This window comes from Bacillus sp. JJ1503, assembly GCF_036965125.1.
GTDB lineage: Bacteria > Bacillota > Bacilli > Bacillales > Cytobacillaceae > Cytobacillus.
Genome location: NZ_JBALOZ010000147.1, coordinates 781 through 14,172, shown reverse-complemented (window position 1 = coordinate 14,172; position 13,392 = coordinate 781). Strand labels below are relative to the sequence as shown.

The window sequence follows — 13,392 nt, the reverse complement described above, 5'->3', positions numbered from 1 at the left end:
GTTATATGGTCTGCTGTTCTTTCAAGATAGCGATTGACAAGTAATAATTGTACAAGCTGATTAGTTTCTTCTGGATGTTCACTAAGATAATTAGTAAGTTTTTTATATGTTTCAGCATAATATTTATCAACTTCATTCTCTAAGTTACTAACCTCTTTAGCGAGAGCAATGTTTTCTTCCATAAAAGATTGCAGTGCTTTTTGTAACATCTGAATAGATACTTCTTTCATCTGCTCTAGATCGGTCATAGACAGTAAAGAATTTGGTTTTCCAATCATGATGGTTGCTTTAGCCAGGTTTACAGCAAAATCCGCAATACGTTCGATTTCAGATGAGATTTTGAGTACACCTATGATGACGCGTAAATCTCTTGCAACAGGCTGTTCTTTTGCCATGAGCCAGATAACAAACTGATTAATTTCCATTTCTAGATCATTAATATTTGCATCTTCATCGATCACTTTTAAAGCGATCTCTACATCCTGTGTTTTTAAGGCATCAAAAGATTTTTCTAAGGCAACAATAGAGAGTTCTCCCATTTCGGTGATTTTACCCTTTATTTCCACTAAACTCTTCTCAAAGTTCTCACGAATAACCATTTGTTACCCCCTATTATCCAAATCGACCTGTTACATAATCTTCAGTTCTCTGATCTTTTGGTGTAGAAAAAATCTTATCAGTTTCATCGTATTCAACTATTTCTCCATTTAAGAAAAACGCTGTTTTATCAGAGATTCGCGCAGCTTGTTGCATGTTATGAGTAACGATGACAATCGTATAATCTTTCTTCATATTCGAAATTAATTCTTCTACTTTTAACGTCGAGATTGGATCTAGGGCTGAAGTAGGTTCATCCATTAAAATCACTTCAGGCTTCATCGCAATTGCACGTGCAATACAAACACGTTGCTGCTGACCGCCGGACAGACCTAGTGCGGATGTTTTAAGACGGTCTTTTACTTCGTCCCAAATCGCTGCTCCGCGCAAGCTCTCTTCCACAATATTATTTAATTCTTTTTTATTTTTAATACCTTGCATTCTTGGACCATAGGCAACATTGTCATAAATACTCATTGGGAATAAATTTGGTTTTTGAAAGACCATTCCGACTTTTGTACGTAATTTGATGACATCATTCGATTTATAAATATTTTCATGATCGATTTCAATATCACCGTTAATTTTCACACTGTCAATTAAATCATTCATTCGATTTAACGTTCGTAAAAAAGTCGATTTTCCACAGCCTGATGGACCAATTAAAGCAGTTACCTCTTTTTCACGAATATCTAGAGATACTCCAAACAGGGCTTGTTTATCACCATAAAATAAATTTAAATCCGTCACACTAATCTTCGTTGGACCTTCCTCTATTTGTGAAATTACCTTTTCTGTTTGATTTTGTTTAATCGCTCTCTCGCTACGTTCCATTACTGATGTGCTCATAAACATACTCCTTATTTATCGCAGATTAACGGACTGTAAGACCCCCATTTCAAAAGGATGAGGGAAACGAATATTCTAAGTAGTGGATCTAACAGTCCGTAAATGCCCGATTAGTTCAACTAACAATCAGTGGTGGATGAAGGCAGACTAAGTACCCTTCCTGTCGCAACATCTGCACTAGTACATCCTGTGCATCGGAAAACTCCACTGATTGAGTTTCACTTTATTGGTCTGCTTTGTTTAATTTTTTCGATATAAATGTTGCTGAAAGATTGATAGCCAAAATAATGACGATTAGAACAATGCCAACTGCAGCAGCCAGTTCAATGTCCCCAGACTCTTGTGTTACTAAATAGGAATGTACTGTTAAAGTTCTAGCTGATGAAAGAATACTTTCTGGCATGGCAGCTACTGTTCCAGCAGTTAAAAAGATGGCAGCTGATTCACCAACAATTCGTCCAACCGAGAGAATGATACCAGATAATATTCCTGGCATCGCACTAGGCAAGATCACTTTATATAATGTTTGTAACTTTGTTGTTCCAAGAGCTAATGAACCTTCACGATACGACCCGGGAACTGTTTTTAAGGACTCTTCTGTTGTTCGTATAATAACAGGTAATACAATTATCGTTAATGTTAATGAAGCGGCAATAATGGACATTCCTAATTTTAATGTCGTTACAAAGAATACTGCTCCAAACAAACCATAAATAATCGAGGGAATACCTGTTAAACTTTCTGTTGCAAAGCGTATGATTCGAACTAACCGTCCCTGTTTCGCATATTCTTGTAAATAAACGGCTGCTAATATCCCGATTGGAGTGGCTATGATTAAGGAAATAACGACTGTGTAAATCGTTGTAACAACCATTGGCCAAATGCCGCCGCCTCCAGTTGGGGAATAATCTCCAAAGATGAAATCGAAGCTTATCAAATTCATCCCTTTATAAAAGATATATCCAACAATCATGAGGAGGACTGCAAGAGAAAGCAGAGCTGAAAGCCATAAAAATCCACGCAGCAAATTATCTTTCAATACTCTCACCTTATTTACCGCCCTTCGAACTAATTTTCGCTAATACAAAATTCAAAATTAATATAAAGGAGAATAAAACAATTCCTGTTGCAAACAGCATTTCTTGATGAGTGCCAGCTGCATAGCCCATTTCTAGCGCAATATTTGTCGTTAGTGGACGAACACTATCAGTTAGGCTAGTTGGTACGATTAAACTATTGCCAGCCACTAATATAACAGCCATCGTTTCTCCGATTGCTCGACCTAAACCTAATACAATTGCCGTCATAATCCCTGATTTAGCTGCTGGTACAATTACTTTGAAAATGGTTCCAATATGTGACACGCCAAGAGCTAGTGACCCTTCGCGGTATGTGTTTGGCACAGCACGAATCGCTGTTTCTGCCACTGTCACAATGGTTGGCAGCATCATGATTGCTAGTACAAGAATAACTGCTAATAAGCTTTGTCCTTTTACTAAGCCTAAAGAATTTTGCAAAAATGGAACGATGATCGCAAGTCCAAAAACACCGTACAAAACAGATGGGATACCTGCTAACAGCTGAATCGCAGGTGAAATGATTTTGGCTACTTTTTTTGAGGCTATTTCAGCTAAGAAAATCGCTGTAAATAACCCTATAGGAACTCCGATAATTAATGCCCCAATGGTTGCAAAAATGGATGCAACAATCATTGGAAATATACCGAATTTCTCTTCACTTGGTACCCAATCCGACCCTAAAATAAACTCCAAAAAGCTATAGCCCCCAGCTACAAATGGATGTGAGCCTTTATAAAAAACAAATCCAATGATTAACAATAAAGTGATGACTGAAAGAAGTGCACAAGTCAAGAACACTCTCGCAGATACCTTCTCTAACATATACTTCCTTTTATTTGCCTTACCGATTTCTGCATTGTGTTTTGTTAGGATAGACACTCAGTATTCCTCCAAGATTACTTTTAAAAATTATGTTATTACTTTACAGGGATTGCCCCTGCTTCTGCTGCAATAAGTTGACCATCTTCACTTAAGATGAAATCAATAAATTGTTGGCCAGCTTCTGTTAGCTTCCCATCTTTGTATACAAACAAGAAAGGTCGTGACAAACTGTATTTTTGTTGAAGAACATTTTCTGCAGTAGCTTCTACCCCATTAATGTCGATTGTTGAAATGGAGTCATCAATATATTCAAAAGAAATAAAGCCAACTGCATGTCTATTGTTTGCAACTGTCGTTTTGATATTTCCGTTACCACTTGCGATAATGGAGTTTCTAATTAATTCACCAGAGCTATAGTTAACAATTTCCTGGAACGCATCGCGGGAACCTGAACCATCCTCACGAGAGACAACGACTATTTCCATGTCATCCCCGCCTAGTTCTTTCCAGTTCGTAACTTCACCAGTAAAAATCTGTTTTACTTGTTCCAACGATAAATTTTTTACTTTATTGCTTGGATGAGTCACTACTACAATTCCGTCATAAGCAATAACGACTTCATTCAATCCTTGGGCTTTCTCTTCTTCTTTTAGATCCCGAGAAGACATACCAATTTCCGATACACCATTGATGGCGTTTGTAATACCAGCAGATGAACCAATTTGATTTATTTCAATTTTCGTATGATCTTTCTCGTTATATTTCGCGGCTAATTTTTCAGCAAGCGGACCAACAGATGTAGATCCTGAAATAGCTACTGTAGAATGACTGCCATTTGATGCTTTTGAATCAGTATCACTATTACTTGTACATGCTGTTAATATAGCTAGTAATGTTAGCAACGATAATCCCAATCTTAGTTTTTTTAAAATAAGCATTTATTACCTCCGACATAATAATGTTAGCGTGATTTTGTCGTATATTGTCTAATAGTAGAGTAAATTTGTAGTGTAAATTTTTCATACTAACTTTGTAAAGGTTTTGTAAATTTTATTAAAAACAATGTATTTTGTGTGAATTTTTGGTAAAGGGAGGTAAATTTTGGATATTGGAGATTGATCAACTCAAGATTATTTCACAATCGCTCAAATTGTTTTAGTAAAGCATGTCTTATCAAGAACCAATAAATATTTATTATGATTCTCTTGTCAAATTGACTTTTATCATTTTCAAAAAAAAACAAAGTACCATTAGGCTGAACACTAATGGTACTTTGTTTTATTATTTAATTATTAATTTATTCTGCTTCACCGGCTTTGAAGACGTGTTTCTCTTCGAACGATTGGAGCAATTTCCGTTGCTAACAATTCAATCCCTTTTGCAACATTCTTAAAGGGTTGGCCACCTATATCTAACTGTGCAAGGAAACGTTGGTGCCCAAAGAGTTCGTATTGTTTCAGGATCTTTTCGATGACTTGCTGTGGACTCCCCACGAACAAAGCAGTATCCGGACTACCCATATGTTCAAAATCATCTCTTGACATCCTTGTCCCCATTCCACGCTGACGGTTCACATATCCCCAGTAATTCGAGTAATAAGGATAAAACTCATCCTTTGCTTGCTGAGTTGTCTTAGCAATATAGGCATGGCCCGTTACACCAACCTTTAATGTTTCTGGTGCATGTCCAGCGTCTATTCCAGCTTGACGATAAAGATCGACAAGTGGCTTAAAACGTCTTGGATGACCACCTAAGATTGCTAAAGCCATTCCCACTCCAAACCTTCCAGCACGAACGGCACTCTCAGGTGTACCCCCAACTCCAATCCAAATTGGTAATTTTTCTTGTACCGGTCTTGGGGCAATTTCAGCATTCCTTAAAGAAGAACGGAACTTCCCTGACCATGTGACAGTCTCATTTTTGGTCAGTTGTAATAGAAGGTCCATATGTTCTTCAAACAACTCATCATAATCGTTTGTACTATAACCGAAAAGAGGAAATGATTCTATAAATGCTCCTCTGCCAGCCAGTATTTCAGCTCGGCCATCGGAAAGTAAATCTAATGTAGCAAAATCTTCAAATAGACGAACAGGATCAAGCGTACTTAAAACACTTGTTGTACTTGTTAATCTAATATGATTTGTTACTTGTGCAATAGCAGCTAATAGAACAGCAGGAGAAGAAGAAGCGTAATCCAGACGATGATGTTCTCCTACCCCAAATACATCTAGTCCCGCCTCATCAGCAAGCTTTGCGGCTTGAATGATTTCTTTTACTCTTTCCTTAATCGTTATCGTCTTCCCATTAAGGGGGTTCGGACCTATATCCGCAAGTGTGTATATACCAATTTCAATACCGGCACTTTCTTTAGCAGCCAATCGGATACCTCCTATATTATAAATTGATGCGGTTTTCAAAAGGATGATTGATTTCTTCTCATACATTCGCACCAATCTGTTTTAAATTGGTAACAGCCTTTTAAGTTACTTTATGTAAGTAAGTATATTTATATAATTAAATACTGTCAAGTAACTGAAATTTAATAACTGTTTTTTGATAATAGAGAGGTTTTTTTATGAAAAAGGTAGAAAAAAGACCCTGAAATCGCAAAAGTATTTTAAACGAAATCAGGGTCGGTTTAACAGGAATTTACTTTTAACTAGCAAAAATTATTTAGGAGTTACAATTTTATATCAGTCCAGTGATCGCTTCTACATGGATATCACATAAATCTTATAAAAAATAACATAAAAGATTTATGATATAACCTTATGGAAAAATTTATCCCTTCTTGGGGTCTATGCCACCCGCACCTCTTCATCTGGCATTGTTTTTCTCTAAAATTTAAACCCTTAGTGAGCCACGGAAACCCCTTGCAGCATAGTAGGAATCCGCTCCATTGTGGTACATAAAGACAGTGTCGTAACGACGATCACAAAAGATAGCCCCGCCAAGTTTTCTAATATTCGCAGGTGTTTGCACCCAGCTCGATGTTTTCATATCAAAATTACCAAGTATTTGCAGTTCCCGGTATTGTTCTTCCGTTAAAAGCTCAACGCCCATCGCAGTCGCCATACCAATAGCGCTATTTTCTGGTGGATGTTTTTTCCGTGACTCCAGCGCTTCATGATCGTAACAAACACTTCTGCGACCTTTAGGACTTTCAGCTGAACAATCATAAAAAATGTATTCGTTCGTTTTTTTGTCATAACCAACAACATCCGGCTCACCACCAGTTGCTTCCATTTCATTGAGCGACCACATTTTTTCAGTACTAGCTTCCAGCTTTGCCTGGACTTTTGCCCATTCAAGACCTTCATGGCGGTTCATGTTTGTATCAAAACGGTCTTTCAATATTCCAAGTATTTCTTCACGTTGTTCGGGTGATAACTTCCTATTTTCATTTACCATACTAAAACCTCCTCGTATCATATGTATAGAACTACTTATTTAAATTGCTTCGTCCCTCAGCACTTTCTTTTCAGTTAATTATCGCCAATTATCTTTGATTTTACTACTTATTTTTGTGCCTGCAGAGTAACTGCCTCACAATGTGTAAAGTGCATGTGGCAACTCACAGGTGCTGGAGGGTTTAATTATCTAGCCTATTTTTCTTTTTCATCTTCAACTATTGCTTATTCAACTCAAGTGCCCAATTGTTAAATATCATAGCTTTTAAATTAAAACCATCACAATCTCATCAACAAACAGTCTCCACACAAGACCAGTTTTTTGCATGTTTCAAAGTAATATCTATAAAACTTGATAATGCAGGGGAAACCCATTTGTTTTTGTGATAAACGACTTGGGAGTATATTTGTTTTAAATCAGCCTCGCAAGGAATCATTTTTAATTTTCCTTCCTTGATTTCATCCTGTACAGTCATTAAAGGTAAATAAGAAATGCCAAGCCCACTCATGACAGAACGCTTTATCGCCTCAATACTCCAAAATTCCATGATGTTGGAAGGTACAATCCCTCTATCCCGTAGAAACTCTTCAAATATTCTTCGATAACTGGCTTCTTTCTCGTTAGTAATGAAACGCTAAGCTTCTGATTTTCATAGCTTTTAGGTAAACTACTCAGTGAACAATCAGGACTTCCAATGAGAACAATCGGCTCGTTCATTAACCGATGGATGACTAAATCTGAATCCTTAAACTGTGGCAACATGACAAACGCAACATCAGCACTACCATCAACGATGGCTTTCTTGTTATCTCCGCAAGTGGCGTTACTTAAACGGATGCTTACATGAGGAAATTTCTTTCGATATTCTCTTAATATTGGTTCTAAGCGGTAAACAGTTAGTGACTCAGGAGCCGCAATCTTTAACGTCCCTCTAATTTCCTTCCCCTCACTAGTAATGCTTTCAATTTTTCCATAAGTATCTAAAATTTCCTGTGTATAAGGTAACAGTTTCTTACCAATTTCAGTCAATCTAACCTTCCTCCCCATCCGATCAAACAGAGGTGCGCCTAAATGCTCTTCAAGCGTTTGAATATGAGAGGTCACTGTGGATTGAGTATAACCTAAATGTTCTGCCGCTTGTGTGAAACTACCCGTTTCAATAACCTTATTAAACGTAACAAAATGGCGTATTTCCAACACATCACCCGCCCTTAATATTCTCTTATTTCAATAGTATCAGAAAAATCAATGATTCACTTCATAAACTTCAATTTTACACATGATTAATTACTAGCTAAAATTAAGAATCATAGATAGAGAGGCGGTTTCGTTTTGAAACGTATTCACTTTAGCTGGTTTATTCTGACCGTAACATTTTTTTCCATCATTGTAGCTGGAATTGTTATGGCATCATCAGGGGTTTTCTTAACTCCTTTTGAAAGTGAATTTGGCTGGGATCGTTCCGTGATTTCCCTTGCTTTTGGTATTAGTCTGTTTTTCTATGGAGTATCAGGCCCGTTTATGGCAGCCTTACTAGAAAAAATAGGACTAAAGAAAATGATGCTAGCCTCTATGGGAACCTTGCTGATTGGACTCCTATTAACTTACTTAATGAATCAATCTTGGCACTTGATTATTATTTGGGGAATTATTATTGGACTTGGATCAAGTCTTTTCTTAACGGTATTAAGTCCATATGTGGCAAATCATTGGTTTAAAGAAAAAAGGGGACTTGCAACCGGAATATTAACGGCAAGTACGGCTATGGGCCAATTAATATTACTTCCTGTCTTAGCAATGGTTATCGAAAGTTACTCGTGGCGATGGGCTATGGGGTTAATCATTGCTCTTAGCATCATTATGTTCATCATCATCTTTTTATTTATGAAAAACTCACCGAAAGACATCGGGGTTCTTCCATATGGTCAAAGTGAAGATATGGAGGAAATGCATGAAATTCAAAATGGAAATCCGATAGTCATTGCTTTCAAAGGATTTTTCGATGCTGTGAAGGCAAAAGAATTTTGGTTATTAGCAGGTAGTTTCTTTATGTGTGGACTTTCAACGAGTGGATTGATTGGGACACATTTTATTTCTTACTGCATTAGCTTTGGAATTCCGCTAGTTACTGCTGCTTCATTACTTTCATTTATGGGCGTTTTTAACATCGTGGGAACAACTCTATCCGGCTGGCTGTCAGATCGTATCGATAATCGCTGGCTCTTGTTTTGGTATTATCTGCTTAGAGGGGGTTCTCTCGTATTCCTACCTTTTGCATTAATGAAGGGTGATCTTACTTGGATTATTGTTTTTACTGTGTTTTATGGTTTAGATTGGGTGGCTACTGTACCACCCACAATTAATATTACAAGACAAATCTTTGGACTTCAGAAGAGCGCTATTATTTATGGTTGGATTTATGCCTCTCACCAAGCAGGTGCTGCAGCAGCTGCTTATGGTGGAGGTATAGTCTATAAATATTTCAATACTTACACTTGGGCGTTTTTTATGGCTGGAGTTTTCTGTTTATTTGCAAGCTTATTTGTCATTATTATTAAAAAACAACAGTAAGGACTATAGGCGTAGTAGTAGAACCATAACAATCTGGGGCTTTACCATTGTCAACACTGACTTATGGGATAGCCCCTGCTTATCATTTCTATCCTTGTATTTCCAAGATCCTAAAATAAAGATAATCCAAGGTAAACGGCAGCCCCCCATATGACTAAGGCTGATACTTTATTTAATGTCAACATAAAACTTCCTGATTTATCGAGTTTTCCAGTGATTCGTCCAGCTAATGCAAGCCCTAAAAACCAAACGCAAGAAACCAAAATACACGAAACAGCAAAAACTATTTTTTCATCTCCCTCGTATCTTAACGAGCTTGAACCAATTACACCTACCGTGTCCATGATTGCATGTGGGTTCAGCAAGGAAACGGATGCTGCAAACAATACTTGTTTTTTTAATGGAAATTTCTTCGCGATATCTTCTCTTTCATTACTAGGTTTACTATTCCATGTTGTCCATCCCATATAAATTAAAAAGATCAAACCTGCCCCTAAAAGAATCGTTTTAATCCAAAATGAACTTAAGATAAGTAATGAAACGCCTAACACAGATACGGTAATCAAAAAAGCATCACAAAAAGAGGCTGTAATGACAACGGGTAAGGCTCTAATAAAACTTGGTTGAAGTGCCCCTTGATTAAAAACAAAAACATTTTGAACACCAAGAGGCAAAATAAGTCCTAGTGCAAGAATACTTCCATGAATAAATGGCTCTAACATCCAAAGTTCTCCTTTTCTTTTTATTAACTAGTCTTATTTTAGTTAGTATCTTTCACATTGTCTCCAACCAATTGGATGGATTCTATACCAACCAAGTAATATAATGGTATAAAGAATGATTAAAAAGGAGAACCGTTTATGTTTTCAGTTAATTGGAAGCCCAATAAGTCCTCACCTATACCATTGCATAAGCAAATTGCTGATTTTATGAAAGAAAAAATATCGAATGGTGAATGGACAATAGGATATAAGCTTCCACCCCAACGCACGTTAGCAAAGGCTTTGGAAGTAAATCGGAGTACAATAGTTACTGCCTTTGATGAATTAACTGCAGAAGGACTTATCGAAGGAAAAAGTGGCAGCGGTACGAAGGTGATTAATAATACATGGAATCTATTGGCTACAGCATCCCCTCCTGATTGGAGTTCATATGTTAAGTCGGGCATTCACAAACCTAACCTTCCAACCATTCAAGAAATTAATCAAGCTGAATTTATTCCTAACATCATCCGTTTAGGAACCGGCGAATTATCACCTGATCTCTTGGCTGGTAGGTCAATGAAACAAATTTTTGAAAAGCTGTCTATGAAAGAACTTTCTTATGGTTATGAAGAGCCAAAAGGGCTATTGCCATTAAGGGAGGAAATAAGTAACTATTTAAAAACGATTGGTATTGAGGCTTCCCCTTCTTCCATTTTAATTGTTTCAGGTGCCCTGCAAGCCTTGCAACTTATTAGTGTTGGTTTATTACATAAAGGCTCTACTGTATTAACGGAAAAACCATCATATCTTCATTCACTTCATGTCTTTGAGTCAGCGGGTATGCGTTTAGTTGGCATTCCATTGGATAAAGAAGGGATTAAGGTGAATGATATTCCACAATATAAAAAGCTGAATAAAGCTGCTTTACTTTATACAATTCCTTCATTTCAAAATCCAACTGGAACTTTAATGACTGTTGAAAGGCGTAATCAATTGTTAAACAAATGTCAACAAGAACAATTACCTTTAATCGAAGATGATGTTTACCGGGAATTATGGTTCGAAGAGAGACCTCCAAATCCTGTTAAGGCATTCGACAAAAATGGACTTGTTCTATATTTGGGAAGTTTATCTAAAACTTTAAGCCCCGGCTTTAGAATTGGCTGGGTAGTTGGTCCAGAGCCGGTTATTGAGCACTTAGCAGATATTAAAATGCAAACTGATTATGGTTCAAGTTCCTTGTCACAATGGGCTGCTGTAGAATGGTTTTCCAGTGGACTTTATGATCAGCATCTGAATGAAATAAGAAAACAACTGAAAATACGAAGAGATTTTACCTTAAATATTTTAAATAAGTATTTTTCTAATTTGGCAACATGGGAAAAACCAAAGGGAGGGTTTTATGTTTGGATACGTTTATTACCGTCCATTTCAATAAGAAAACTATTTGAAACGGCACTTGAAGAAGGCATATTACTAAATCCGGGGAATATTTATGATATTCAGGCTGACCAATATCTACGTATTTCCTATTCCTTTGCATCTCTTTCAGATTTAGAGGATGGTCTACGCCGCTTATCAATGATAGTAAGAAGACTAATCTAAATTAATGCATCTGTCCCCTATTGCGCACGCCAAGGCAGACGATTCACTACCCAATAAGGGCACTATTTCACCTGACAAATAATCCGTGCTAGTTTACTCCATACTAGGATAGTAAATACTAGTTGGAGGTTAGTTCAACATGCCAAACAAACAAAATCAGCCAAAGCGAAACGCTTTTCCCCCACAGCATCAAAACAAGCAGCCTGGATTAGAAAGTCGAATGGATCCAAAACCAACCTCGATTGATCCCAATTATAAGGGATCAGGGAAATTAAGAGGAAAAATAGCTTTCATTTCAGGTGGTGACAGCGGAATTGGAAAGGCTACAGCTATCTATTTTGCTAAAGAAGGGGCAAATATTGCGATCAACTACCTAGAAGAGCATGAAGATGCAAACGAAACGAAGCAATTAATAGAAGCTGAAGGGCAAGAATGTTTATTACTTCCAGGAGATATCGGTAATGAGTCCTTTTGCAGGGAGATTGCCAATAAAACGATTGACCAGTTTGGAAAAATTGATGTATTAGTAAACAACGCTGCAGAGCAGCACCCTCAGGATAGTCTCCTGAATATTTCTTCTGCCCAACTAGAGAGAACCTTCCGGACTAATATTTTTTCTTATTTTTATTTAACAAAAATGGTTCTGCCGTATTTACAAAAAGGCAGTTCCATTATTAATACCACTTCCATAACAGCCTATGCCGGACATGAACAGCTGATTGATTACTCAGCAACGAAAGGGGCAATCGTTACCTTTACTAGATCTCTTGCGATGTCACTTTCAGGAAAAGGAATTCGTGTAAACGGTGTAGCGCCGGGACCCATTTGGACCCCACTAATCCCATCTACATTCTCTGTCGATAAGGTAGCTCAATTTGGAACCGACACACCGCTTGGACGTGCAGGACAGCCATACGAACTAGCACCAACCTATGTATATTTGGCAAGTGATGATTCATCCTATGTAAGCGGGCAGATTATTCATGTGAACGGCGGCACGATCGTAAACGGATAAATTTTTCAAAAAGGGAGAAAACGGTCACCATACGATGTTCATGGTGGCCTTGAAGATTGAATAAGTGCATTGTTGCGTCTTTGACGCAAGCAAAACAAAGATTGAAAAAGACAGCTTATTAAACGGCAGCTGTCTTTTTTCAATCTTTGTCCTTTAATTCTCATCTTTTGTTTTCGCACACTTTATTTGGATACTCCATACCAAAATACAGTCCAAGCTTTTTCAAAGCGATTTAGAAAATCATCATAAATAAAGCTCTCCGTAAATAATCCATCTAACAAGAAATAAAAAGCTGATTGGAACGTTTGTTCAGGTATATCTCTTAATTGTCCTTCTTCTATTCCTTGAGTATATAATTTGTTTACAATCTCGTCTATTTCATTATCTCCTTTTTCTACAATTGCTTTAACTTCTTCTTTTAATTCTACAGGTGGAAATAGTAAAAAGCGTACATACATCATACCTTCTTGTTTATTTAGAATAAAATCACAGCTATTTTTAAATAATAAATAAAGCCTTGTTTCTAAATCCTCATTTCTATGTCTCTCATATGTATCCTGCATTCTCATAAGTAAAGCGTCCATAACCATGTCTGCTACGTATAAGTACAAATCATTTTTACTTTTAAAGTGGTTGTATATCGAGGGTTTTTGAATCCCTACTTCTTTTGCGATTTGCGATAACGTTGTGCCTTCATAGCCGTGCTGAGCAAACAAACGCTTAGCTGCTTCAATAATTT

Annotated in this window: 14 protein-coding genes; 3 read left to right on the top strand and 11 right to left on the bottom strand. The window is 37.1% G+C overall.

The annotated features are described in order from the left end of the window. The 9 genes from phoU to V7149_RS12530 form a co-directional block, all read right to left on the bottom strand. The coding region (gene phoU / locus V7149_RS12570) for a phosphate signaling complex protein PhoU (RefSeq protein ID WP_335345971.1) at window positions 1-599 on the bottom strand (599 nt) is incomplete at its 3' end. Between the two features lie 13 nt (window positions 600-612). Continuing rightward, window positions 613-1,452, bottom strand: a complete 840-nt coding sequence (gene pstB, locus V7149_RS12565; RefSeq protein WP_438824110.1) for a phosphate ABC transporter ATP-binding protein PstB — start codon at window positions 1,450-1,452, stop codon at window positions 613-615. Between the two features lie 217 nt (window positions 1,453-1,669). Next, window positions 1,670-2,494, bottom strand: coding sequence for a phosphate ABC transporter permease PstA (gene pstA / locus V7149_RS12560; RefSeq protein WP_335345969.1), 825 nt, complete (start codon window positions 2,492-2,494; stop codon window positions 1,670-1,672). Between the two features lies 1 nt (window position 2,495). After that, the gene (gene pstC, locus V7149_RS12555; protein ID WP_335345968.1) at window positions 2,496-3,404 is read right to left on the bottom strand and encodes a phosphate ABC transporter permease subunit PstC; all 909 of its coding nucleotides are present in this window, start codon (window positions 3,402-3,404) and stop codon (window positions 2,496-2,498) included. A 38-nt stretch (window positions 3,405-3,442) separates the two neighbouring features. Beyond that, window positions 3,443-4,285 carry a phosphate ABC transporter substrate-binding protein gene (locus V7149_RS12550; RefSeq protein WP_335345967.1) on the bottom strand — a complete coding sequence of 281 codons (843 nt, stop codon included), beginning with the start codon at window positions 4,283-4,285 and terminating at the stop codon, window positions 3,443-3,445. A gap of 369 nt (window positions 4,286-4,654) precedes the next feature. Further along, a complete protein-coding gene (locus tag V7149_RS12545) occupies window positions 4,655-5,725 on the bottom strand; it encodes an LLM class flavin-dependent oxidoreductase (protein WP_335345966.1) in 1,071 nt (356 codons plus the stop codon). 466 nt (window positions 5,726-6,191) lie between these two features. Then, on the bottom strand, window positions 6,192-6,758 hold the full coding sequence (locus tag V7149_RS12540; protein WP_335345965.1) for a DUF4256 domain-containing protein: 567 nt from the start codon (window positions 6,756-6,758) through the stop codon (window positions 6,192-6,194). Between the two features lie 289 nt (window positions 6,759-7,047). Next, window positions 7,048-7,353 (bottom strand): LysR substrate-binding domain-containing protein, encoded by a 306-nt coding sequence (locus V7149_RS12535; protein WP_335345972.1) that lies wholly within the window; start codon window positions 7,351-7,353, stop codon window positions 7,048-7,050. Beyond that, window positions 7,278-7,955: a LysR family transcriptional regulator gene (locus V7149_RS12530; RefSeq protein WP_335345964.1), complete on the bottom strand. Its 678-nt coding sequence runs from the start codon at window positions 7,953-7,955 to the stop codon at window positions 7,278-7,280. The genes V7149_RS12535 and V7149_RS12530 overlap by 76 nt, the downstream gene beginning before the upstream one ends. Before the next feature lie 135 nt (window positions 7,956-8,090). Here V7149_RS12530 and V7149_RS12525 point away from each other — a divergent pair, with 135 nt between their 5' ends. Continuing rightward, complete coding sequence (locus V7149_RS12525; RefSeq protein WP_335345963.1) at window positions 8,091-9,329, top strand: MFS transporter; 1,239 nt, start codon at window positions 8,091-8,093, stop codon at window positions 9,327-9,329. Between the two features lie 110 nt (window positions 9,330-9,439). Here V7149_RS12525 and V7149_RS12520 read toward each other — a convergent pair whose 3' ends face one another. After that, complete coding sequence (locus V7149_RS12520) at window positions 9,440-10,051, bottom strand: LysE/ArgO family amino acid transporter (RefSeq protein WP_335345962.1); 612 nt, start codon at window positions 10,049-10,051, stop codon at window positions 9,440-9,442. Window positions 10,052-10,189: 138 nt separating this feature from the next. Between V7149_RS12520 and V7149_RS12515 the strand changes: the two genes are divergently transcribed. Together V7149_RS12515 and V7149_RS12510 are read left to right on the top strand one after the other, a co-directional pair. Further along, window positions 10,190-11,638, top strand: coding sequence for a PLP-dependent aminotransferase family protein (locus V7149_RS12515; RefSeq protein ID WP_335345961.1), 1,449 nt, complete (start codon window positions 10,190-10,192; stop codon window positions 11,636-11,638). A gap of 139 nt (window positions 11,639-11,777) precedes the next feature. Beyond that, complete coding sequence (locus V7149_RS12510; protein ID WP_335345960.1) at window positions 11,778-12,653, top strand: SDR family oxidoreductase; 876 nt, start codon at window positions 11,778-11,780, stop codon at window positions 12,651-12,653. Between the two features lie 182 nt (window positions 12,654-12,835). Here the strand turns inward: V7149_RS12510 and V7149_RS12505 are convergent. Next, window positions 12,836-13,392 (bottom strand): TetR/AcrR family transcriptional regulator (locus V7149_RS12505; protein ID WP_335345959.1); only part of this gene is annotated, 557 nt, incomplete at its 5' end.